The 21,954-nt window shown below is 69.1% G+C and carries 19 protein-coding genes; 6 read left to right on the plus strand and 13 right to left on the minus strand.

The window, feature by feature from the left end:
• The first annotated feature begins 146 nt into the window (after window positions 1–146).
• Entirely contained in the window at window positions 147–1,292 is a 1,146-nt protein-coding gene (locus GSE44_RS08265) for a mandelate racemase/muconate lactonizing enzyme family protein (RefSeq protein ID WP_159348315.1), read from the plus strand.
• Between the two features lie 24 nt (window positions 1,293–1,316).
• Here GSE44_RS08265 and GSE44_RS08270 read toward each other — a convergent pair whose 3' ends face one another.
• The 6 genes from GSE44_RS08270 to GSE44_RS08295 all read right to left on the minus strand — a co-directional run bounded on the left by GSE44_RS08270 (window position 1,317) and on the right by GSE44_RS08295 (window position 9,205).
• A complete protein-coding gene (locus GSE44_RS08270) occupies window positions 1,317–2,309 on the minus strand; it encodes a Bug family tripartite tricarboxylate transporter substrate binding protein (protein WP_159348316.1) in 993 nt (330 codons plus the stop codon).
• Window positions 2,310–2,418: 109 nt separating this feature from the next.
• Entirely contained in the window at window positions 2,419–2,697 is a 279-nt protein-coding gene (locus GSE44_RS08275) for a DUF3297 family protein (protein ID WP_159348317.1), read from the minus strand.
• 78 nt (window positions 2,698–2,775) lie between these two features.
• Window positions 2,776–3,852 (minus strand): glycosyltransferase family 4 protein, encoded by a 1,077-nt coding sequence (locus tag GSE44_RS08280; RefSeq protein ID WP_201305986.1) that lies wholly within the window; start codon window positions 3,850–3,852, stop codon window positions 2,776–2,778.
• The gene (locus GSE44_RS08285) at window positions 3,849–6,542 is read right to left on the minus strand and encodes a type I polyketide synthase (RefSeq protein WP_235924631.1); all 2,694 of its coding nucleotides are present in this window, start codon (window positions 6,540–6,542) and stop codon (window positions 3,849–3,851) included. Before GSE44_RS08285 ends, GSE44_RS08280 begins: the two co-directional genes overlap by 4 nt.
• 136 nt (window positions 6,543–6,678) lie before the next feature.
• Window positions 6,679–7,998: a glycosyltransferase family 4 protein gene (locus GSE44_RS08290; RefSeq protein WP_235924632.1), complete on the minus strand. Its 1,320-nt coding sequence runs from the start codon at window positions 7,996–7,998 to the stop codon at window positions 6,679–6,681.
• A 199-nt stretch (window positions 7,999–8,197) separates the two neighbouring features.
• A complete protein-coding gene (locus tag GSE44_RS08295; RefSeq protein WP_235924633.1) occupies window positions 8,198–9,205 on the minus strand; it encodes a C-terminal binding protein in 1,008 nt (335 codons plus the stop codon).
• 102 nt (window positions 9,206–9,307) lie between these two features.
• Between GSE44_RS08295 and GSE44_RS08300 the strand changes: the two genes are divergently transcribed.
• Entirely contained in the window at window positions 9,308–10,069 is a 762-nt protein-coding gene (locus GSE44_RS08300) for an SDR family NAD(P)-dependent oxidoreductase (RefSeq protein WP_159348319.1), read from the plus strand.
• A 73-nt stretch (window positions 10,070–10,142) separates the two neighbouring features.
• Here GSE44_RS08300 and GSE44_RS08305 read toward each other — a convergent pair whose 3' ends face one another.
• Window positions 10,143–11,342 (minus strand): 4-hydroxybenzoate 3-monooxygenase, encoded by a 1,200-nt coding sequence (locus GSE44_RS08305; protein WP_159348320.1) that lies wholly within the window; start codon window positions 11,340–11,342, stop codon window positions 10,143–10,145.
• A gap of 120 nt (window positions 11,343–11,462) precedes the next feature.
• Here GSE44_RS08305 and GSE44_RS08310 point away from each other — a divergent pair, with 120 nt between their 5' ends.
• A complete protein-coding gene (locus GSE44_RS08310; RefSeq protein ID WP_159348321.1) occupies window positions 11,463–12,272 on the plus strand; it encodes an enoyl-CoA hydratase/isomerase family protein in 810 nt (269 codons plus the stop codon).
• Window positions 12,273–12,275: 3 nt separating this feature from the next.
• Here GSE44_RS08310 and GSE44_RS08315 read toward each other — a convergent pair whose 3' ends face one another.
• Window positions 12,276–12,983, minus strand: a complete 708-nt coding sequence (locus GSE44_RS08315) for an SDR family oxidoreductase (RefSeq protein ID WP_159348322.1) — start codon at window positions 12,981–12,983, stop codon at window positions 12,276–12,278.
• A gap of 321 nt (window positions 12,984–13,304) precedes the next feature.
• On the opposite strand from GSE44_RS08315, the gene GSE44_RS08320 reads away from it, so the two are divergent.
• Window positions 13,305–14,507 (plus strand): MFS transporter, encoded by a 1,203-nt coding sequence (locus GSE44_RS08320; protein WP_159348323.1) that lies wholly within the window; start codon window positions 13,305–13,307, stop codon window positions 14,505–14,507.
• Here the strand turns inward: GSE44_RS08320 and urtE are convergent.
• Genes urtE through urtA form a run of 5 tightly spaced genes read right to left on the minus strand, consistent with a single transcriptional unit; the run spans window position 14,504 to window position 19,868 of the window.
• Entirely contained in the window at window positions 14,504–15,196 is a 693-nt protein-coding gene (gene urtE / locus GSE44_RS08325) for an urea ABC transporter ATP-binding subunit UrtE (protein ID WP_159348324.1), read from the minus strand. The genes GSE44_RS08320 and urtE overlap by 4 nt on opposite strands.
• A 3-nt stretch (window positions 15,197–15,199) precedes the next feature.
• Window positions 15,200–15,940: an urea ABC transporter ATP-binding protein UrtD gene (urtD, locus tag GSE44_RS08330; protein ID WP_159348325.1), complete on the minus strand. Its 741-nt coding sequence runs from the start codon at window positions 15,938–15,940 to the stop codon at window positions 15,200–15,202.
• Window positions 15,937–17,034 (minus strand): urea ABC transporter permease subunit UrtC, encoded by a 1,098-nt coding sequence (gene urtC / locus GSE44_RS08335; RefSeq protein WP_159348326.1) that lies wholly within the window; start codon window positions 17,032–17,034, stop codon window positions 15,937–15,939. The genes urtD and urtC overlap by 4 nt, the downstream gene beginning before the upstream one ends.
• Window positions 17,031–18,587, minus strand: coding sequence for an urea ABC transporter permease subunit UrtB (urtB, locus tag GSE44_RS08340; protein ID WP_159348327.1), 1,557 nt, complete (start codon window positions 18,585–18,587; stop codon window positions 17,031–17,033). Before urtB ends, urtC begins: the two co-directional genes overlap by 4 nt.
• A 45-nt stretch (window positions 18,588–18,632) precedes the next feature.
• Window positions 18,633–19,868, minus strand: coding sequence for an urea ABC transporter substrate-binding protein (urtA, locus tag GSE44_RS08345; RefSeq protein ID WP_159348328.1), 1,236 nt, complete (start codon window positions 19,866–19,868; stop codon window positions 18,633–18,635).
• Window positions 19,869–20,123: 255 nt separating this feature from the next.
• Here urtA and GSE44_RS08350 point away from each other — a divergent pair, with 255 nt between their 5' ends.
• Entirely contained in the window at window positions 20,124–21,101 is a 978-nt protein-coding gene (locus tag GSE44_RS08350) for a Bug family tripartite tricarboxylate transporter substrate binding protein (protein ID WP_159348329.1), read from the plus strand.
• Window positions 21,098–21,949: an isocitrate lyase/PEP mutase family protein gene (locus GSE44_RS08355; protein ID WP_159348330.1), complete on the plus strand. Its 852-nt coding sequence runs from the start codon at window positions 21,098–21,100 to the stop codon at window positions 21,947–21,949. The genes GSE44_RS08350 and GSE44_RS08355 overlap by 4 nt, the downstream gene beginning before the upstream one ends.
• The last annotated feature ends 5 nt before the right edge of the window (window positions 21,950–21,954 follow it).

Here is a 21,954-nt window from a genome sequence, read left to right on the forward strand (position 1 = left end):
GGAAAAGCATGGGCGCCATATGCGGAGGGGGCACGGGTGGGGTCAAGCGACTGGCTGCTGCCCGGCGGGCAGGGCGGGGCCGCGCCCGGGGATGGGCAAGCCGTCGCGGGGATTGCAGTGTCGGAGAAACAAAAGGGGACCCGTCCATGAGAATCACCGCGCTGCGCGCCTATCAGGTCAGCTGCGATATGCCGGAGCCGCTCGGCAATGCCTTGCAGGTCCTGCGCCGCCGCAGCGCCGTGCTGGTCGAGGTGGTCACGGACCAGGGCGTGTCCGGATGGGGGGAGAATGCCTCCTCCCCCCATGCCGTCGGGGCCTATCTGCGCCGGGTGCTGGCCCCGCTCGTGCTTGGGCAGGACCCCCGGGCGACCCTGCCGCTCCACCGGGCTATGCTGGGAACCCTGAACTACGACCGGCGTGGTGTCTCCATGATGGCGATCAGCGCGTTGGACATGGCCCTGTGGGATGCGCGGGCCAAGATCGAGGGCGTGCCGCTGCACGCATTGCTGGGTGGCGCGGTGCGGGACCGGGCCACGGCCTATGTCAGCGGCCCCTTCATGCGCCCGGGGGACGATCCGTACCGCCAGGTCCCCGCCGATGCCGAGGCGCACCGGCGGGAGGGTTTTCGTGCGCTGAAGCTCCGCAGCGGACTATCCCCGCGCGCCGACGCGGCCATCGTCTCCAGCTTGCGGCGCCAACTGGGCGAGGAGGTCGCGCTGATGATCGACGTGAACCGCGGCTATACGCCCCGGGCCGCGCTGGAGGCGGCCGACCGGATGCGCGATGTTGGGCTACTCTGGATCGAGGAGCCGCTCGCCCCCGACGACTTGCCGGGCTACCGGATGCTGTCCGGGCTGATGCGGACCGCCATCGCGGGCGGCGAGGCGCTGGCGGGCCTGCCGGCCTTCCGTGACGCGCTGATCGAGCGGACTTTCGATATCCTGCAGCCGGATCTTTCGGTCTGCGGCGGTTTCACCAGTGCGATGGGGGTCGCGGCGCTGGGGGAAGCCTTCGGCATCCCGATCATGGCGCATGTCTTTGGGACGGTGGTGAACTTCCATGCCTCGCTGCAGCTGACGGCGGTGCTACCGTCCCACCGCGCTGGGGAGCCATGGAATTATCCGTTCTTTGAATATGATCGCACGCCGTACGCCTTGCGGCGGCTGCGCGGCGACCATCCCGTGGCCGAGGATGGCACGGTCGCCATCCCCGATGCCCCCGGCATCGGCATCGATCTCCGCCCCGCCGAGCTGGAGCCCTGGCTTGCCGAGCATTGGGAGGAGACGCTCTAGGCAGGCAGCGCCTCCCCAGGGGCGCTATTCGGCCCGAACGCTGGCCCGGCGGATGACCTCCGCCCATTTGCCGTCCTCGCTCCGCAGGAATTCGGCCAACTCCTGTTCGCTGCTGCCGATCGGGTCGGCGCCCTGCGCCGTCAGCCGGGCGCGCATCTCCCGGGCGTTGAGCATCCGCGTCACCTCGGCATTCAGCCGGTGGACCAACGGGCCGGGTGTGCGGGGCGGGGCGAGCAGGGCGAACCAGAGGGAGGAATCATAGCCTTGCACCCCGGCCTCGGCGAGGGTGGGCACCTGCGGCAGCTGTTCGGAGCGCGCCGTGGTGGTCACGGCCAGCGCCTTCACCTGCCCCTGGCGGATCAATGGCAGGGCCTGCACGATCGACAGAATGCTCAGCTGCACCTGGCCGCTCAGCAGGTCCGTGAGCGCATTGGCGCCGCCGCGATAAGGCACGTGGACCATCTGGATGCCGGCTAGACTGTTCATCAGCTCCATCGACAGGTGCTGGACCGAGCCGATGCCGGGAGAGGAATAGGTGACGGCCCCCGGCCGGGCGCGCGCCGCTTCGATCGCCCCCTTGATGTCGCCCGCCGCGAAACCGGGATGGGCAAGGATGACCAGCGGAGAGGAGGCGATGAGACTGACCGGCGAGACATCGCGCACCGGGTCATAGGTCACGCCCGCATAGAGGCGCGGGTTGGTCACATGGGATGAGACCGTCAGCAGCAGCGTGTAGCCGTCGGGGGGCGATCCGATCATGGCGGTGGTGGCGATGGTGCCGTTGGCGCCGCTGCGGTTCTCCACCACCACCGGCTGGCCCCAGGCCGCGGAAAGCTGCTGCCCGATGTCGCGGGCGATGATGTCGGCGCTGCCGCCGGCGGTGAAGCCCACCAGGATCCGGATGGGGCGGCTCGGATAGTCCTGCGCGGCGGCGGGGGCGGCGGTCAGCAGGACCGTGCCGAGCAGCGCGCGGCGCCCGGAACGAGGCTGGTGGCCCGCCAGGGTCGTGGAACTCATGGACATTCCTCCCATGGCCCTTTCCCGGGCTCATGGGGAGGAAGCGTCCGCGTTCCCTGCGCGGCCCGTCAAGGGAAGGCGGCGGCCGGGAGGCTGCCGGCCTGACGCATCAGCCCTCCGGCGTTTCGCCCTGGGCCACTTCCGGCGCCGCGGCCTCGCGCAGATAGGGCTCGACCTTGCCCTGGAGCTTCATGGTCATCGGCTTGCCCTTGCGGTCCAGCGCCTTGCCGACGGAAAGCCGCACCCAGCCCTCGCTGACGCAGTATTCCTCGACATTATTCTTCTCCACGCCCTTGAAGCGGATACCCACCCCGCGCTCGAGCAGCTCGGCGTTGAAGAAGGGGCTGTTGGGGTCGGTGGAGAGCCGGTCGGGCAGGGTGTTGGTCATCATACGGGGCTTTCGAGGCGGGACATCAAGGCGTCTGGCGGGGTGTTAGCGAAGGGCGGGGGCGGAGTCCAAGCCCCCTCAATCCGGGGGCGACGCCTCCGGCGTCCCGGGCTGTAGCGTCACGCCCAGCCGGGCATAGACCTCGGCCAGCCGCCGCTCATAGGCCGCCGCGCTGAACAGCGCCGCCTGGCGCTGCCCGGCCCAGGAGAGGTGCTCGCGCAGCTCATGGTCGGCATCGAGCACCCGAATGCCCTCCACCATGGCGCGGACATCGTAGGGATTCACCTTCACCGCGGCGTCCCCCACCACCTCGGGCAGGGAGGAGGTGTTGGAGGTGAGCACCGGCGTCCCGAGGCTCATCGCCTCCAGCGCCGGCAGGCCGAAGCCCTCGTAGAGGGAGGGGAAGAGCACCGATTTCGCGCCCCGGATCAGCGAGACGAGCAGGCGGAAGGGTGCGTAGTCCAGCAGGATCACCCGCCCACTCGCTTCCTTCCTCAGTCGCGCGCCAAGTGGGGGCGGGGTCCTGCGGACATGCTTCGCGGCCAGGAGCTGCAGCTCGATATCGGACTTCCAGGCCTGTTTCCCCAGGATCACCAGCGGGGTGGTCACGCCGGAGGCGAGATAGGCCTCGATCAGCCGCCCCAGGTTCTTCTTCGGCTCGATGGCGCCGAAGAACAGGTGATAGCCCTTCCAGCCCATGCCGAAGGCGCCCCGCACCTCGTCCCGCGCCACCGCCTCCGGCTTGTTCGCCAGATGCGGCGGCAGCTCCACGGACTGATAGGTGTTGGTGACCTTTTCCGGATCCGCGCCCAGGAGGGAAATAATGTCGCGGCGTGAGGCTTCGCTCACCGTCACGATGTGGTCGGCCTGGTCCAGCAGCATCCGGCACAGGCGGAAGTAGCGGCGCTTCTGGTCCAGCGTGGTGAAGGGCAGGCGCAGCGGCACTAGGTCATGGAAGGTGTAGACGTTGCGCGCGCCGGGCATGCGCAGCGCCAGCGGATAGGTCCAGTGCGCGATGGCCGGCGGGCCCGGCGGCAGCCGCAGCGGCACAATCTTCGGGCCGAATTTGAAGCGGTTATGGGCGCGGTTGAACACGTCCTCCACATTCCACAGCCGGTCGAAATGCGGCAGGCGGTTGGCGAAGACATCCGTCACCACCTGGCCTCGCGCCGGAAGCCGAGCAGCGGGTGGTCCAGTACCGGGTCGTGCAGGCGCATCGCCTCCGGCGTGGCCGGGAACCAATGGCGGGTGCGGTGATAGGGGGTGGGCGGCAGGCCGCGCCGCTGGGCGGGGCCGGCGAAGGACGGGGCGCCGCGCGGATCGGCACCCAGCGCCGTGGCACGATCGGCAATGACGGGGATCGGATCGCCTGCGCTGTCGCGCTTCGAGAGGCTGGCGAGGATCGGGGCCTCGGCCTTGGCTGCCCGCAATACCTCCCGCAGGTAGGATTGCAGAATTGGATTGGGGCCGATCTCGATCGCCAGTCTTGCGCCGAGCCGCGCGGCCTCGGCCGCAGCATCGGCGAAGCGCACCGAGGCGCGTAGGTTGCGCCACCAATAAGCGGCGTCCGCCGGCTCGGCCAGCACGGCGCCGGTTACGGTGGAGATGAAGGGCAGGCGGGGCGGGGTGGGGCGCAAGCCGTCCAGCGAGGCCATGAGCGCCTGCTCCACCTCGTCCATGGCGGCGGAGTGGAAGGCGTAGTCGAGATCCAGCTCGATCAGGGTCAGGCGGTCGCGCCGCGCGGCCACGGCGAGGCGCGCGATGGCGGCGGCGGGGCCAGCGATGGTCAGGGCGCGCGGGGCGTTGCGGGCGGCGATCTCCAGCCCCGGGCCGCATTCTGCGAGAAGAGGCGTGGCCTCTGGCTCGGTGACGTTGAACGCGGCCATGCGGCCGCGGCCCCGTGTGCGCGCCTGCGCTGCGGAGCGGGCGACGATGAGACGGGCGGCGCTGGGCAGGTCCAGCATGCCGGCGGCGAGCGCCGCCGCGACCTCACCGACCGAATGGCCGAGGACCAGGCTTGGCTCGATGCCTTCCCCGGCCAGGGCGGTGACCAGCCCGTGCTGCACGGTGAAGAGGGTGGGCTGGGCAATCTCGGTGGCGGAAAGGGCCTCGGCGGTCAGACCATCGGCCAGGGCGGCGGCGACGGACCAGCCCAGCTGGGGGGTGAGCTCCGCATCGGCCGCTTCCACCGCCTCGCGGAAGGGGCGGGATTGCGCCATGGCCTCCCGTGCCATTCCGGGGAACTGGGAGCCGTTGCCGGAGAAGACGAAGGCGATGCCCCCGCTGCGGGACGCCGGGGCGGTGCCCTGCACGCCTACCGGCTCGCCCGCCGCGAAGGCATCCAGCCCGTTGGCCAGGGCCGTGGCATCGGTGCCGCGCAGCACCAGCCGGTGGGAGGCGAGGTCGCGATGGCGGGCGAGGCCGCGCAGCAGCGCCGGGGCGCGCCCGGGTTTGGCGCGCAGGGCGGCGGACCAGGCGGCGGCGGCTTGGGGCAGCGCGCCAGCGGAGCGGGTGGAGAGGATGAGGGGCGGCAGCGTCGCCGGCGCGGCCTTCGCTCCTTCGTCAGGTGCGGCCTGCGGGGAGGCAGGCGGGGCGGCGAGGAGGAGGGAGGCGTTGGTGCCGCCGAAGCCGAAGGAATTCACCCCGATGACGGGATCCTCGCCCGGCAGCGGCTCCGCTTCGGTGGGCACGCGGATGCGAAGCGCGTCGAAGTCGATCCGCGGATTGGGCTCGCCGAAATGCAGGTTGGGCGGGATCACCCGCTTCTCCAGCATCAGCAGAGCCTTGATGAGCCCGGCCATGCCGGAGGCGGTCTCCAGATGGCCGATATTCGATTTGACCGAGCCGACGGGCAGCGGCGCCTTGCGGCCGGTTTCCGCATCGGCCAGGGCCCTGCCGATGGCCCAGGCCTCGATCGGATCGCCGGCCTGGGTGCCGGTGCCATGGGCCTCGAAATAGGTGATGCGGCTGGCAGGCAGGCCTGCCGCGGCCAGCACGCCCCGCAGCAGCGCGGCCTGGGCCTGGGGGTCGGGCAGGGAGAGGCCGATGGAGCGGCCCACGGCATTCACCCCGGCGGCCAGGATCACGCCCCGGACCGCATCTCCCGCCGCCAGTGCGGCATCGAGCGGCTTGAGGATGACCATCCCCGCACCCTCGCCGCGCACATAGCCATCCGCTGCCGCCGAGAAGACATGGCAGCGCCCGGTGGGGGAGAGCATCGAGGCGCGGGAGAAGCCGGTGAAGGCATAGGGCGAGAGGAGAAGTTGGACGCCGCCCACTAACGCCGCCTCCACTCGCCCGGCCCGCAACGCATCCACGGCGAGGGACAGGGCGACGAGAGAGGATGAGCAGGCGGTGTCGATCGTCTGCGCCCCGCCGCGCAGATCGAAGACATTGGTGATCCGGTTCCCCAGGATGGAGAGGGTGTTGCCGGTCATGAAGAAGCGATCGGCCCCGGCGGGGTTGGAGAGGCGCAACTCGGCATAGTCGGTGGAGGAGCCGCCGACGAAGACGCCGATCTGGCGCCCGGCGACGGAGGCGGCGGGCCAGCCCGCATCCTCCAGGGCCTCGGCGGCTATTTCGAGCAGGAGGCGCTGCTGCGGGTCCGCCTCCGCAGCCTCACGCGGGGAAAGGCCGAAATGGCCGGAATCGAAGCCGCTGACATCGCCCAGATGGCCGGCGGCGAAGCTGTAGGAGCGCCCCGGCTCGCCACGGCGCGGATGATGGAACCAATCCTGGTTGAAGCGGTCTGCCGGCAAGGTCGAGACCGCGTCCCGCCCTTCCTCGAGCAGCGACCAGAAGGCGCCAAGATCCGGAGCGCCCGGGAAGCGGCAGGCTGCGCCCACGATCGCGATCGGCGCCGGGACGGCCGCTGCTTGGGAAAGTGGGGAAAGGGCGGGGGCTGCCTCCCTGTCCGGTGTACGGGGAGGGGTGCGCCTTGTGCCGGACTGGCTCATGGGAGGCTTTGTGGCCGGAGCGCGGTCAGGTCGCGGCACTGCCCCGGCGGGCGAAACGGGATTGCATCCAGCCCTGGAGCATGACCCGGACCGAGGAGGAAGCCGCCCTGCTGGTGACCTTGTCCAGCAGCTCGTCCACCTGCAGGAAATGGTGTTCCCAGCGCGGCGCGCGCCAATGGGCGAGGCGCTCGACCTGCGCCGCGCGGCCTGTGCTGCGAGGCTCCGCATAGTCGAGGATGGCGTTGCGCCAGGCGATGCCGTCCAGCGGGTCGAGATAATCCGGAACCTGGCCCCCGACCTCGCGCAGCGCTGGAATATCGGAGCAGATCGCCGGAACGCCGAGGGTCAGGGCCTCCGCCAGGGGCAGGCCGTACCCCTCCGCGGAGGAGGGGAACAGGAGGGCGCGGGCGCCGCGGAGGATTCTCCACACTTCGCGGTCCGGCACCTGGCCGACTTCGCGCACCGCGCCGCGCACGGCGTCGCAGCGGTCGAGGATATCGACCACGTTCTCGTTCTCCCAGCCACGGCGGCCGACGACGAGGAGATGTGGGGTCCGGCTGCCCAGCCGCGTGGCCATGTCGCGCCAGAGATGGAAGAGCAGGAGGTGGTTCTTGCGCGGCTCGATGGTGCCGAGCACGACGAAATAGGGCTCCGTCGGCAGGGCCTGCACGGGGGCGGGCGGCGGCTCGACGCCCAGCGGCGCCACCAGGACCTGGGGCGGAGTGCTGCGGTTGCTGAGATGCGGGCGGAGCGCCGCCTCCGTATGGGCCGAGTTGACGATGATGGCGTCGGCCAGGGCGGCGGTGGTGCTGATTCGCCGAAGATGCAGGTCCGCCTGGCCGGGGCGGGCATATTCGGGATGGGTGGCGGGGATCGGGTCATGGATCAGCGGCACGAAGGCGCAGCCCGCGTCCCGCATGGCCTGGATCGGCCGTTCCCGCTTGAGCGCCCGGTGGGAGACGAGGAGGAAGGCCTTTGGCCCCGGCTTCTTCAGCCGGCGGGCGAGTTCACGTTGGCCGACGCCGGCCATAGTGCGCCAACGCAGGGCGACGGAGAGGCGCCGCGCGCGGCGGGCGGCCTGACCCGTGGATTCGCTATGTTCCCAGGCCTGGCTGAGGGAGGCGACAAGGCCCACCACCGCTTGCCAGGGCAGGGCGGCGTAGTCGCCGGAAAGCGCCCGCGCGACAAAGGTGACGCGGCCTTCGGGAAGGCTGGCCCAGCGGCGGGCATAGGCCATCTCCACCCGGTCGATCCCCGAAGGCGCGGGCTTGGTTCCGCAGGCGAGGAGGCGCGACACGTCGAAAACGACATGTGGCGGCCCACCCGACGGGCGGCGGTCGATCACGGGTATATCGTCGCCGCGCGGCACCCGACTCGCCTCCGAAATGAAAACAAGAATGGCATGCAATCTATATCGCAGTTGCGAAGAGCCAGGCGACTGCTTCGGTTGTACTCACGAAAGCGTCATTAGTCGTTTGGCGAAAATATTGGATTGTGTCTCGACGAGAGAGATTGATCCTAATCTTTTCTAAGGATATTTTCAGCTACTCGTGATCTGCGGGGATGACATTCGTGCCGAGCCCCTGAAGCAGGACATCCCGCATCGTCTCCGCACTCTTCCGGCGGATGTCCTCCAGCGCCTCGGGCGAGTGGTAGGCACTATGCGGCGTGACAATGAGTCGGCCAGCCAGCCAGGGCGCCCGCTCGCGATAGGCGCGGAGCAGCGACGGCACCGGCTCCTGCGGCGGTTCCTCGGGCAGCACGTCCAGCCCGGCGCCGGCGATCGTGCCATCCCGCAAGCAGGCTTCGAGGGCGTCGATGTCCAGCACGGGGCCGCGGGCGGTGTTCACCACCACCGCACCTGACGGCATGAGCCGGAGCAGGCGGTTATCCACCAAATTCAGGGTGGTTCGGGTCAGCGGCGTATGGATGGAGAGGGTATCCGCCTGCTCGAAAAGCTCCTCGATCCGGCGGGCACGGTGGATGCCCAGCGACAGTTCGACGCCGTTGGGCAGGTAGGGATCGTGGAACAGGACCCGCCAGCCGAAGGCCTTCGCGCGCAGCGCCACCGCCGTGCCGATCCGGCCCAGCCCGAGCACCCCGAAGCAGCGGGTCGAGGGGCGTTGGATGAGAGGGGAGTCAATCGGCGTCCAGGGTGCCGGGGGATCGGCGCGCTGGGCTTCGTGATGCAGGAGAAGGCCCCGGCGGAGCGCCAAGGCGAGGGCGATGGCGTGATCGGCGACCTCGGTTGTACCGTAGTCAGGCAGGTTGCAAACTGCGACGCCGCGGCCCCCTAAGGTTGTGCGGTCCAGCCGGTCATAGCCCACCCCCATCCGGACGACGCAGCGGAGTTTCGGGAAGCGGGCGATATCGGCCGCCCGGAGCCAGTGGCGGAAGATGAACAGGCCCTCGACCTCGGCGCAGAGCTCGTCTGGAAGCTCCGCCAGGTTGGCGGTATCGGCCTGCAGGATTCGGACATCCGGGCCCAGCACTTCCCGTTCCACCGCATCGTTCGCGTAAAGACCTTCCGCCTGCAGAACCGTCATGGACATACGCCTCTCCCCCCTTGGGCTGTTGCGCGGCATCCTGGGGCGAGTGGGGGCGGCGGGCAATTCGGGCCGGCCGCCCCGCAGTCATGCAACTGGGGAATGTGGATGGCCGAGCGGCGAATCCTGATCACGGGGGCCTCGAGCGGGATCGGTGCCGCGACGGCGCGGGCGATGGCGGTGCACGGGGCGGCGATCGCCGTGCATTGCCGCGGGAACCGCGCCGGGGCCGAGGCGGTGGCGGCGGAGCTGCGGGCGGCCGGGGCCCGAGCCGCGGTACTGGTGGGGGATCTGACGGACCCCGCCGTACCGGCGCGGCTGGTGGAGGAGGCGGTGGCGGTGCTCGGCGGGCTGGAAGTGGTGGTGGCCAATGCCGGCTTCGCCGACCGCACGCCGGTTTCTGCCTTGACCGACGAGGCCTTCGCCCGCAGCGCGGACACCGTCCTCTGGGGCTTCCTGCGCCTCGCGCGGGCGGCGGGGCCGCATCTGCTGCGGGCCGGCGAGGCGGGCGGGCTGGCGCGGATGGTCGCCGTTTCCTCCTTCGTGGCGCATTCCTTCCGGACGGACACCACCGTGTTTCCCGCCAGTGCGGCGGCGAAGGCGGGGGTGGAGGCGCTGATGCGGTCCCTGGCCCTGGAATGGTCGCCGCATGTGACGGTGAACGCGGTGGTGCCGGGATACACGCAGAAGGACCCGGGGGCGCATGTGGCGCTGGACGCGGCGGGCTGGGCGGCGATCCTGCCGCAGATTCCGCTGCGGCGGCTGGGCACGCCGGCGGATGTGGCGGCGGCGGTGGCGTTCCTGGCCTCGCCGGGGGCGGCCTACATCACGGGACAGGCCATCCATGTGAGTGGTGGCGTGGTGATGTGAGGAAGGAAGGCGGGGGAAGGAATTTCCCGGACCCCCATCCTTTTTATTCAGGAAAGCGGCGTCCTGGGCCGGCTCAGGATTCGAAGGGCAGGCCGACGTAGTTCTCGGCAAGCGCGGCCTGGGCGTTGCGGGAACTGGCCAGGAAGTCCAGGTCGGCCATGCGGATGCGGTGCTCGAAGGGCGTCTCCGCATCATTGCGGTGAAGCATGGTGGTCATCATCCAGCTGAAGCGCTCAGCCTTCCATATGCGGCGCAGCGCGGTGGCCGGATAGGCATCCAACCCGTCCGTTCGGTTGTGGCGGATGGCGTCCTCCAGCGCGCGGGACAGGATGAGCACGTCGGCGACGGCCAGGTTCAGTCCCTTGGCGCCGGTGGGCGGGACGATATGCGCGGCGTCGCCGGCGAGAAACAGGCGGCCGTGGCGCATTGTCTCGCAGACGAAGCTGCGCAGCGGGATGATGCCCTTCTGGAAGATGGTGCCTTCCGCGAGGCGCCACGCTCCTTCGGTGCCACCGGCGGTTTCCAGGCGGCGGTGCAGGGCGGACCAGATGCGCTCGTCAGGCCAGTTGGCGATGTCGTCCTTCGGGTCGCACTGGATGTACATGCGCTGGATCTGGGGCGAGCGCGTGCTGAGCAGGGCGAAGCCGTCCTCGTGGCGGGCATAGATCAGCTCGGGCCAGGAGATTGGTGCGCGGGCGAGGATGCCGAGCCATCCGAAGGGATAGGTCTTGGTGTACTCGCGGCGCATGGCGGCGGGGATGGCTTGGCGTGCCGGGCCGTGGAAGCCGTCCGCGCCGATGACATAGTCGCAGAGAAGCTCGTCGGCCCGGCCGTCGGCATGGCGGAAGGAAATGCGGGGTGCGTCGGATTCGACATCGTGGAAGGCGGTGCCGCTGACGCCGAAATGGATCGTGCCACCGTCGGCGAGGCGGCCGGCGATAAGGTCGTGCAGGACCTCGTGCTGGGCATAGACGGTGACGCGCTTGCCGCCGGTCAGCCCCTCCATATCCAGGTGGAAGCGGTTGAGACCGTATTGCAGGGTGATGCCGCTGTGGAAATGGCCTTCGCGCGCCATGCGCTCACCCAGGCCGAGCTCCCGCATCAGCTCCGTCACCCAATGCTCCAGCACGCCTGCGCGGATGGTGCCCTCCACCGCCTCGCGCGTGCGGTTCTCGAGGATGACGGCCTCGATGCCCGCGCGGTGGAGGAGATGGGCGAGGAAGAGGCCTGCTGGGCCGCAGCCGACGATACCGACCTGTGTGCGCTCGGGCATGGATGACCTGGACGTGTTTGGTGGCCAGACCATTCGGTGGCGGGCGAGTGGTCCGTCCGGGGCAGCTTGCCGGGGTGCAGGGAGCGCGGCAAGACAAGTGGCAGGAATGGAGGAACGCCGATGAGCGATGAGAACCCGCTTCTGGTGACGCGGCAGGATGGGGTGGTGCGCGCCGTGCTGAGCCGGCCCACACGGCGCAACGCGCTGAACAACGCGCTGTCCGAGGCGCTGGACGCGCTGCTGGCGGAGCTGAAGGGCGATCGCGCGGCGCGGGTTCTGGTGCTGTCGGGGGCGGGCGGGCATTTCTGCGCAGGGCTGGACCTGGGCGAGGTCGGCGGCGAGCAGGGCACGCCCGAGCAGCGCATGGCGGCGCAGCTGGAGCGGAACCGGCGGATCGGCGCGCGCTTCGCGGCAATTGCGGCGCTGCCGCAGGTGGTGATCTCGGCGGTGCAGGGTTCAGCCTTCGCGGGTGGGCTGGGCTTCGTCTGCGCGGCGGATATCGCCTTCGCCAGCGCCGATGCGCGCTTCGCGGCGCCGGAGGCCCGGCGGGGGCTGGTGGCGGCGCAGATCCTGCCCTGGATCGTGCGGCGCGCCGGGCGCAGCCAGGCCACGCGCATAGTGTTGCAGGGGCATGTGCTGGATGCCGCCGAGGCCTGGCGGATCGGTCTGGTGCATCAGGTGGCGCCGGATGCGGCGGCGCTGGAGGCGTTGGTGGAGGGCGCGGTGGCGGATGTGTTGCAGGGTGCGCCGGGGGCGCTGGCCGAGACCAAGGCGATGCTGGCGGCGCTGGGCGGCACGGTTCCCGATGGCTATTCCGAGGCGGGAGCGGCGGCCTTTGCCCGTTGCGCCGCGAGCGGCGAGGCGGATGAAGGGATCGCTGCCTTCAAGGAGCGGCGGGCGCCGGCCTGGCTGGCCACCCAGAGTGAGTAAGTTTCACTCCTCATAGATCATCTTCCGCGTCATCCCGCCATCCGAGATGAACTCGGCGCCGGTGACGAAGCCGCTTTCGGGGCTCAGCAGCCAGGCGGCAAGGGCCCCGATATCTGCCGGCTGGCCGACTCGACCGGCGGGGTGCTGGGCGTGGTCTTTCTCGCTCAGCTTTTCATCGCGCACGTTAATCCAGCCGGGGGAGATGACATTGGCGCGCACATTGGGACCGAGGCTGACTGCCAGGGCGTGGGTGAGCGCGACCAGGCCGCCCTTGGAGGCGGAATAGCTTTCGGTATTCGGCTCCGACTGATGGGCACGTGTGGAGGCGATGGTGACGATGGCGCCCTTCGCCTTCCGGAGTAGATCCTCCGCCGCGCGGGCGAGGAGGTAAGTGCTGGTGAGATTGGTGGCAATGACGCGGGACCATTCCTCCAGCGCCAGATCCCGCAGCGGCTTGCGGATCATGATGCCGGCGTTGCAGACGAGGCCGTCGAGCCGCGCCTCGGTCTGTGTGATGCCGCCGATCAGGCTACGGACGGCCGCCTCGTCGGCGATATTGCTCTGGACGTGACGTGCGGCCTCCGGCGGGCCTGACGCCTCCATGTCGGCGGTCACGACGTGCCAGCCATCGGCGGCGAGGCGGCGGGCGATGCCGCGGCCTATGCCCTTCGAACCGCCCGTGACCAGCGCGACGCGCTTTCCTTCCGCCATGATCCGCTCCTTGGCATCCCCGGCGGAAACGCAAGCAGGTGGGCGGCGGTTGAGGCGGGCGGAAGGGCGCGCCTTCGCCCAGGCATCTTGAAGGCTTGATCCGGTCGGGTGATCCGGCAGGCCATTCAAGGATCCAGCTCGGGTTCCGCCGCTTCGGCACGGCCATCCTCGCCTTGTCTGGAAGTTTTGCGCGCAACGGCCAGGAGGGAACGGCGCAAGGTTTCGCCTGGGTGGTTGGCCAGGAAGGTTCAACGGTGCACATTGCCCGGCGGGATGGAAACGCAACCGGAATCACGCGCGCGGCACGGCCGGGCGCGTGGCTTGCTCAGTTCGCGCGAATTCAGGCGTCTATGGGCGCTTGGCGCCATCACGAACGCCATGCGCTGGGTGGAGATGCTGGCCGCGGCCCTCTTCACCTTCGAGGTGACCGGCTCGGGCGTCGCGGTCGCCTTCGTCTCGGCGGCACGTACCCTGCCGTTGCTGTGCCTCGGCGCGATCGCGGGGGTGGTGTGCGAGGCGATCAACCGCAAGCACATTCTGCTCGGGGGCATGCTGTTGAGCTGCGCGGCAGCCTTGTCCATCTGCCTGCTCGACCTCCTCGGGTGGGTGCGGCCCTGGCACATCGCTCTGGCCGCGTTTCTCAGCGGTAGCGTCTGGGCTACCGAGATGGCCACGCGGCGACGCATGGTGGGGGAAGCCGCCGGCGCTGGTCTTGTGTCCCAGGCGGTGGCACTGGACAGCCTGACCGGCTCATTCGCACGAATGGCCGGACCGCTCGCGGGCAGCATGTTGTTCGCGTGGTTCGGCCTCCTGGGCGCCTTCGCCATCTCCTCGGGGTGTTATCTTCTCGCGGCGCTACTGGTGCCTGGCATTCGGCATGTCCAGGAGACCCGGCACCTTGAGCTCGCACGGATCCCCGGCGATCTGGCCGAGAGCCTCGCCTTCGCGTTGCGGCAGCCGACGGTACTGGCGGTCCTGGGCGTGACGGCAACCATGAACTTCTTCGCCTTCTCATATGTTGCGCTCGTTGCCCCCCTTGCGCGCACGGTGTTCGGCGTCCCGGAAGCGATGGTGGGATTGCTCGCCGCCGGAGAGCCACTCGGGGGCTTGCTGGGTGGCCTCCTGCTGACAAGCCGGGCACCGAAGACCAAGCTGCGTACGCTCATGATCGCCGGATCCGCGATTTTTCTCGTGACCCTCGCGGTAATGCCGCTGATGCCGAGCTATGCGCTTGCCTGCGGGCTCCTCGTGGGTGGCGGGCTTGGCCTTGCATTGTTCAGCAATATGCAAACCACCCTGGTGCTGACCAATGTCCCGGCCAGCCACCGGTCGCGGCAGATGGGCCTCGTGACGATGTGCATCGGCCTTGGTCCGCTGGGGCAGATGCTGATCGGGGGGCTGGCTGAAATGTTTGGCCCGTCGCGGGCGGTGATCATCACGGCGCTCGCCGGCTTGACGGCGCTCGGCCTCGTATCGCTGCTTTGCATGAGGTCACGTGCGAAACCTGAGGACGCAATTGACTAGACCGTCAGCAGGCGGCGAACGGATTCCTCCTCGAGCGCACGGGTATCGCCTTCCAGAGCCACCTCGCCGCGCACCATCACGGTGATGCGGTCGGCGAGGTCGCGGGCGAATTCGAAATACTGCTCGACCAGAACCACCGCCATCTTCCGGTCCCGCGCCAGGTGGCGGATGACGCGGGCGATGTCCTTGATGACGCTGGGCTGGATGCCTTCCGTCGGTTCGTCGAGGATCAGCAGGCGGGGGCGCGCCGTGAGTGCGCGGGCGATGGCGAGTTGCTGCTGCTGGCCGCCAGAGAGATCGCCGCCGTGGCGGCGCAGGAACTGGCGGAGGATGGGAAAAAGGTCGAAGACCTCCGACGGCACCTTGCTGCCGCGTGGAGCGGCGGCAAGGGCCGTTTCCAGGTTTTCCTGCACCGTGAGGAAGGGGAAGATCTCGCGGCCCTGGGGCACGTAGCCGATGCCGGCGCGAGCGCGATCGGCAGGGGACATCCCGGCGATGTCGCGGCCTTCCCATTCGATGCAGCCGGAGGAGATGCGCTCCACCCCCATGATGGAGCGCATGAGGGAGGATTTGCCCACGCCGTTGCGGCCGAGGACGCAGGTGATCCTTCCTGGATCGGCGGCGAGATCCACGCCGCGCAGGCAGAGGCTTGCGCCGTAGGAAAGTTTGATGCCGGTTGCCCTCAGCATCCTTCAGCGTCCCAGATAGACTTCGATGACACACGGATCGTTCTGCACTGTGTCGATCGAGCCTTCGGATAGCATGGTTCCCTCATGCAGCACCGTCACCTTTTCACCGAGGGCGCGGACGAATTCGAGGTCGTGCTCCACCACCACCACGCTGCGCTTGCCGGCGATGCGGCGGAGAAGGGCGGCGGTGTGCTCGGTTTCCTGGTCGGTCATACCGGCCACGGGCTCGTCCACCAGCAGCAGGTCGGGGTCCTGCATCAGCAACATGCCGATCTCCAGCCATTGGCGCTGACCGTGGGAGAGAACGCCGGCGAGGTCCTGTTCGCGAGGGGCAAGGCCGATTTCCTCCATCACCGTCTCGATGCGCCTGCGGGCGGTGCCGTCCAGGCGCCAGCGGAGACAGGAGAGCGGGTCGCGCGGGGCCTTAAGGGCGAGTTCCAGGTTCTCGAAGACAGTGAGCGCATCGAAGACGGTGGGCTTCTGGAATTTCCGGCCGATGCCGAGATTGGCGATGGCGGCTTCATCCATGGTGGTCAGGTCGTGGTCACCGAATGTCACGGTGCCGGCGGTGGGGCGCGTCTTGCCCGTGATCACGTCCATCATCGTCGTCTTGCCGGCGCCGTTGGGGCCGATCACCGCGCGCAGCTCCCCAGGGTCGACGATGAGGGAGAGGTTGTTCAGGGCGCGGAAGCCATCGAAGACCACGGAGACGCCATCGAGATAGAGGACGGGGCCGTTGCTCATTTCAGGGGCCTCCGGAAGAGGCCGACCAGGCCATGCGGCAGCAGCAGCGTGACGGCGACGAACAGACCGCCGAGGACGAAGAGCCAGAGATCGGGTGCGAAGGAGGTGAGCCAAGTCTTCAACGCATTCACCGAAAAGGCGCCGAGGATGGCGCCGATCAGCGTGCCGCGGCCGCCGACGGCGACCCAGATCACCGCCTCGATGGAGTTGCCGGGCGCGAAATCGCCGGGGTTGATGATGCCGACGAGCGGCACGTAGAGCGCGCCCGCCAGCCCGGCCAGAACGGCGGAGAGGACGAAGACGAAGAGCTTGAAGGCGGTGACGCTGTAGCCGAGGAAGCGGACGCGGCTTTCGGCATCCCGCACCGCCATCAGCACGCGGCCGAGCTTGGTGGAGACGATGTGGCGGCAGAGGAGGAGCGATCCGGTGAGCAGGGCCAGGGCGGCGTAGAACAGCGCGGCGCGGGCGCCCTGCGTGTTCAGCGGCATGCCCAGCAGCTCCTTGAAGTCCGTGAAGCCGTTATTGCCGCCGAAGCCCATGTCGTTGCGGAAGAAGGCCAGCATCAGCGCATAGGTCATGGCCTGGGTGATGATGCTGAAATAGACGCCGGTGATGCGGCTGCGGAAGGAAAGCCAGCCGACGAGGAAGGCGAGGAGGCCGGGCACCAGCATCGCCATCAGGAGGGCGAAGGGAAAATGATCGAAGCCCAGCCAGTACCAGGGGAGATGCTGGTAGCCGAGGAAGACCATGAAGTCCGGCAGGATGGGATGGCCGTACACCCCGCGCGGCCCGATCAGCCGCATGAGATGCATGCCCATGGCGTAGCCGCCGAGGGCGAAGAAGGCGCCGTGCCCGAGCGAGAGGATGCCGGCATAGCCCCAGGCAAGGTCGATCGCGAGGGCCAGCACGCCGTAGCAGATCCACTTGCCCGTGACGGCCACGGTGAAATCCGAGACGCGGAATGCGCTGCCCGCCGGAAGCTGGTTCAGCACGGGCAGCAGCGCCAGCAGGGCGATGGCGGCGATGATGGCGCCGCGCACCAACAGGCGCAGGGGGATGCCGCGTGGGGCTGGGCTGGCGGTGACGTCGCTCATGCCTCGGCCGCCCGGCCCTTGAGGGCGAAGAGGCCGCGCGGGCGGCGCTGGATGAAGAGCATGATAATGACCAGCACCGCGACCTTGGCCAGCACGGCGCCCGCCCAGGGCTCGATCACCTTGTTCAGCACGCCGAGCCCCATGGCGCCGACCAGCGTGCCCATGAGGCTGCCGACGCCGCCAAAGACCACCACCATGAAGCTGTCGATGATGTAGCCGGTGCCGAGATTGGGGGAGACGTTGTCGATCTGGGAGAGCGCCACCCCCGCCATGCCGGCCATGCCGGAGCCGAAGGCGAAAGTGAGAGCGTCCACGCGGCCGGTTCGGATGCCCATGGTGGCGGCGGTGCGGCGGTTCTGCACCACGGCGCGCATTTCCAGCCCGAAGCGGGTGAGGCGGATGGCGGCAAGGGCAAGGCCGAGCACAAGCAGCGAGAAGACGATGACCCAGAGCCGGTTCTGGGTGATGAGGATGCCGCCCGGCAGCGACAGCGTGCCCTGCATCCAGGCGGGGGAGAGGACCTCCCGGTTCTGGGCGCCGAAGGCCAGGCGCACGGCCTGCTGCAGGATCATGCCGACGCCGAAGGTCATCAGCAGGGTTTCCAGCGGGCGGCCATAGAGATGGCGGATCAGCCCGCGCTCCAGCGCGGCTCCTGCGAGCCCCGCCACGAGGAAGGCGGCGGGGACGGAGAGTGGAAGGGACCAGGGAAGCAGCCAGGGAATGCCGCGGCAGGCTTCCTGCACCACGAAGGTGGTGTAGGCGCCAAGCATGACGAACTCGCCATGGGCCATGTTGATCACGCCCATGACGCCGAAAGTGATGGCGAGGCCGAGGGCCGCCAGCAGAAGGACGGAGCCGAGGGAGAGGCCCTGGAACAGCGTCTCGGCGGCGCGTTTGTAGATCAGGCGGCTGTCGATGGAGGCGACGGCGGCGTCGATCTCGCCTGCGAGGCTCGGATTGGTGGCGCGCGCCTCCAGAAGCAGCGCGCGGGAATCTTCCGAGGTGGCGCCGCCGAGGATGGCAATGCCCTGTCGCTTCACGGCGTCTTCCGGCGCGACGAGGCGGGAGGCGGCGAGGGCCAGTTCCTGCCGTTCACGCACGCGGGGGACGGATTCACGTGAAATGGCGGCTTCGAGGGCCGGGATGTTCTCGGCGCTGCGGCTGCGGAAAACGGAGTTAGCGGCGGCGAAGCGTTCGTCGGAACTGATTGAGACGAGTTGCAGCCGCCCCAGGGCGCCGCGCAGGGCGGAGCGGACGCGGTTGTTGATGCGCACCGTCTCGGCGTCAGTCGCATCGGCCGGCTGGCCGGTGGCGGCGTCGCTGCCATTGGGCAGGAGGATGGTGGTGCCGCGCTTGCGGAGCTGTCCCTCCGACAGGGCACGCAGCAGCGGCAGGGCGCGCGGGTCACCGCTGGCGCCGAGGCGTTCGACGGCCTCCGCCTGGCTGCCGAAGCCGCCGGCAAGGCCGGGAAGGGCATCCAGGTAGGAATCCTGTGCCGCGGCCGGGAGGACCACGGCGAGGAGGAACATCAGGACGAGAAGGATGCGGTTCATGTCAGGTGTGGGCGACGGGAAGTGACCCGCCGCCCAGTTCCCATGTCAGCCGCGACGGCTGGCGTTCTCGGGGATGAAGGGGGACCAGTTCTCCGCCGCGATGGCGGCCGGCGTCTTGTAGACGACGTTGAACTGGCCGTTCTCCTGCACCTCGCCGATCATCACTGGTTTGGAGAGGTGATGGTTGCGGTGCATCTCCTCCTCATAGCCGCAGGGGGCCATGACCTTCTGCCCATACATCGCCTCGCGCACCGGATCGACCGAGGTGGTGCCGGCCTTGGCGACGGCCTGCATCCACATGCGGAAGCCGGTATAGGTGGCCTCCATCGGGTCGTTGGTGACGCGCTTGTCGTTCCTGATGTAGACCTTCCACATGGCCTTGAAGTCGTCATTCGGCTTGCCGGGCACGGACATGAAGTAGTTCCAGGCGGCCAGGTGGCCGACCAGTGGCTTGGTGTCGATGCCGGCCAGCTCTTCCTCGCCGACCGAGAAGGCGACGCAGGGAATGTCCTCGGCCTTGATGCCCTGGTTGCCGAGTTCCCGATAGAAGGGAACGTTCGCGTCGCCGTTGATGGTGGAGACGATGGCGGTGCGCTTGCCCTCGCCCGCGAAGCGCTTCACGCGGGAGACGATGCCCTGCCAGTCGGAATGACCGAAGGGCGTGTACTCCTCCATGATGTCGGCATCCGAGATGCCCTTGCTGTTCAGGAAGGCGCGCAGGATGCGGTTGGTGGTGCGGGGGTAAACATAGTCCGTGCCCAGCAGCGCGATGCGCTTGGCCTCGCCGCCATCCTTGCCCATCAGGTATTCCACCGCCGGGATCGCCTGCTGGTTCGGCGCGGCGCCGGTGTAGAAGACATTCTTGCTCTGCTCCTCGCCCTCATATTGCACGGGGTAGAAGAGAAGGCCGTTCAGCTCCTCGAAGACCGGCAGGACGGATTTGCGGGAAACCGAGGTCCAGCAGCCGAAGGTGACGTCCACCTTGGAGACGGCGAGAAGCTCGCGCGCCTTCTCGGCAAACAGGGGCCAGTTCGAGGCCGGGTCGACCACCACCGGCTCCAGCTTGCGGCCGAGCACGCCGCCCTGGGCATTGGCCCATTCGATCATCATCAGAACCGTGTCGCGCAGCGCCGTCTCGCTGATCGCCATGGTGCCGGAGAGGGAGTGGAGAACGCCCACCTTGATGGGTGCGCCCTGGGCGAAGGAGGGGCGGATGGCCGGCATCGCCAGCGCACCACCCAGGCCGGCCAGCGCGGCGCGGCGGGTGAGGGAAAGCGTCATGCTTGTTTCGTCCCGTTCTTGGCCGGTGCGCCCGCGGGCCGCCCGCGTCTGGCCGACTGGACTGCTTTCGTTGCGAGAAGCGTGCCAGGGAAGGCGGAGAGAGCGCCGGTGGGATCGGCGGCGCGGAACTGGCGCCGCCTTGGGCAGGGCGCCGGATCGTTGCGTGATCCTTCGGCACTGCGCCCTTGGCTGCCGCGCCGCCGCCTGATCTAAACCGAAGGACAGGCCGGCAAAACGGCTGTGGAGGAAATGGACATGCTGATCCGGAGGGCGGCGCTCGCCGCGCTTCCTGGGCTGTTGGCGCTTGCACGCCCCGCGCTGGCCCAGGGCACATTCCCCGATCGACCCTTGCGCCTCGTCGTGCCCTTCCCCGCCGGCGGTGCGACGGATGCGCTGGCGCGCGTGATCGCCCAGGCCATGGCGCCCACGCTCGGCCAGCCCGTGGCCGTGGAGAACCGCGCCGGCGCCGCCGGGGCGATCGGAGCTGAGGCGGTGGCGCGCGCTGTGCCGGACGGGCACAGCTTCCTGATGTCCACCAGCAGCACCCATGCGGTGCTGCCCGCCGTGCAGCCGCGCATGCCCTATGACGCGGAGAAGGATTTCGCCTCGATCGGGCTGGTGGCGACCGCGACGAACATTCTGATCGCCAGCACGAAGCTGGCGGCGAACAACGTGGCGGAGCTGATCGCGCTGGCGAAGTCGCGGCCCGGCACGCTGAACTTCGCCTCCTCCGGCACCGGGACGGTGACGCATCTGATCGGGGAGATGTTTCGGATGCGGGCGGGCATCCAAGTGGAGCATGTGCCCTTCCGGGGCGGGGTGCAGTCGGTGCCCGGGCTGGTGGATGGATCGATCCAGTTCCTGTTCGACAGCGTGGTCTGGTCCCTGCCGCTGATCCGCGAAGGACGGATTAAGGGGCTGGCCGTCACGTCCTCCCGGCGCTCCGCCCTGGCGCCCGACATGCCCACGGTGGCGGAAAGCGGGCTGCCTGGCTTCGAGGGCGACACCTGGTTCGGCCTCTCGGCGCCCGGCGGCACGCCGCCCGCGGCGCTGGCGAAGCTTTCCGGGGCGCTGCAGGCGGCGTTGCGGGCGCCGGGCACGGCCGAGGCGCTGGCCCGCTTTGGCGCGGAGCCGGCGGCGGATGCATCGTCCGGCGCTTTCGATGCGCTGATCGCGGCTGACAAGGCGAAATGGGGCGCGGTGGTGCGCGAAGCAGGGGTGAAGGTGGAATGACGCGACCGCATTTCCGGGACCTTGTCGCCTCCGAGCGGCCGCTGGTCTTGCCGGGGGCGCATGACGCGCTATCCGCGCGTCTGATCCAGCGGGCGGGGTTCAAGGCCTATTTCGTCGGTGGCTTTCCGGTGGCCGGGGTGCGCCATGCGTTGCCGGATATCGGGCTGCTCGGACAAGGGGAATTCCAGGCGGCCTATCGGGACATTCTCGCCGCATCGGACCTGCCGGTGCTGCTGGATGCCGACAATGGCTACGGCGATGTGAAGAACATCGTCCACATCGTGCAGTCCTATGAGCGGCTGGGCGGGCAGGCGATCTTCTTCGAGGACCAGGCCTCGCCCAAGCGCTGCGGCCATATCGCGGGGAAGGAGCTGCTGCCGGCGGAGCGGATGGAGGCGAATATCCGCGCGGCCACCGGGGAGCGGCTGGACCCGCGCACCTTCATCATTGCCCGCACCGATGCGCGGGAGGTGCATGACCTGGACGAGGCGCTGCGGCGTGGCGAGCGCTACCTGCGCGCCGGGGCGGACGGGTTGTTCATCGAGGCGCCGCTGAACCTGGAGGAGATGGCGCGTATCACGCGGGAGCTGCCCGCGGTGCATCTGGCGAACATGCTGGAGGGCGGGCGCACGCCGCTGCTTTCACCCTCGGATCTAGCGAAGCTGGGCTTCGAGATGGTGATCTACGGCATCTCGCTGATGATGCACGCGGTGAAGACGATGCAGGCGGTGCTGGCCGACATCGCCTCGGGCGAGTTTCGGATGCGCGGGCAGGGCGTGGGCTTCGAGGAGTTCAAGAACCTCGTGGACATGCCGCGCTGGAGCGGGATTGAGGACCGCTACCGGTAAGGCAG

Source organism: Muricoccus harenae (genome assembly GCF_009848505.1).
GTDB classification, from domain to species: domain Bacteria; phylum Pseudomonadota; class Alphaproteobacteria; order Acetobacterales; family Acetobacteraceae; genus Roseomonas; species Roseomonas harenae.

What these genes read in the sequence shown, in the direction of transcription:
- urtD (WP_159348325.1), bottom strand. Translation starts at nt 15,940, where the DNA reads ATGAGCAACGGCCCCGTCCTCTATCTCGATGGCGTCTCCGTGGTCTTC.
- GSE44_RS08265 (WP_159348315.1), top strand. Translation starts at nt 147, where the DNA reads ATGAGAATCACCGCGCTGCGCGCCTATCAGGTCAGCTGCGATATGCCG.
- GSE44_RS08350 (WP_159348329.1), top strand. Translation starts at nt 20,124, where the DNA reads ATGCTGATCCGGAGGGCGGCGCTCGCCGCGCTTCCTGGGCTGTTGGCG.
- GSE44_RS08295 (WP_235924633.1), bottom strand. Translation starts at nt 9,205, where the DNA reads ATGTCCATGACGGTTCTGCAGGCGGAAGGTCTTTACGCGAACGATGCG.
- GSE44_RS08270 (WP_159348316.1), bottom strand. Translation starts at nt 2,309, where the DNA reads ATGAGTTCCACGACCCTGGCGGGCCACCAGCCTCGTTCCGGGCGCCGC.
- GSE44_RS08275 (WP_159348317.1), bottom strand. Translation starts at nt 2,697, where the DNA reads ATGACCAACACCCTGCCCGACCGGCTCTCCACCGACCCCAACAGCCCC.
- GSE44_RS08310 (WP_159348321.1), top strand. Translation starts at nt 11,463, where the DNA reads ATGAGCGATGAGAACCCGCTTCTGGTGACGCGGCAGGATGGGGTGGTG.
- urtB (WP_159348327.1), bottom strand. Translation starts at nt 18,587, where the DNA reads ATGAACCGCATCCTTCTCGTCCTGATGTTCCTCCTCGCCGTGGTCCTC.
- GSE44_RS08315 (WP_159348322.1), bottom strand. Translation starts at nt 12,983, where the DNA reads ATGGCGGAAGGAAAGCGCGTCGCGCTGGTCACGGGCGGTTCGAAGGGC.
- GSE44_RS08300 (WP_159348319.1), top strand. Translation starts at nt 9,308, where the DNA reads ATGGCCGAGCGGCGAATCCTGATCACGGGGGCCTCGAGCGGGATCGGT.
- urtE (WP_159348324.1), bottom strand. Translation starts at nt 15,196, where the DNA reads ATGCTGAGGGCAACCGGCATCAAACTTTCCTACGGCGCAAGCCTCTGC.
- GSE44_RS08305 (WP_159348320.1), bottom strand. Translation starts at nt 11,342, where the DNA reads ATGCCCGAGCGCACACAGGTCGGTATCGTCGGCTGCGGCCCAGCAGGC.
- urtC (WP_159348326.1), bottom strand. Translation starts at nt 17,034, where the DNA reads ATGAGCGACGTCACCGCCAGCCCAGCCCCACGCGGCATCCCCCTGCGC.
- GSE44_RS08355 (WP_159348330.1), top strand. Translation starts at nt 21,098, where the DNA reads ATGACGCGACCGCATTTCCGGGACCTTGTCGCCTCCGAGCGGCCGCTG.
- urtA (WP_159348328.1), bottom strand. Translation starts at nt 19,868, where the DNA reads ATGACGCTTTCCCTCACCCGCCGCGCCGCGCTGGCCGGCCTGGGTGGT.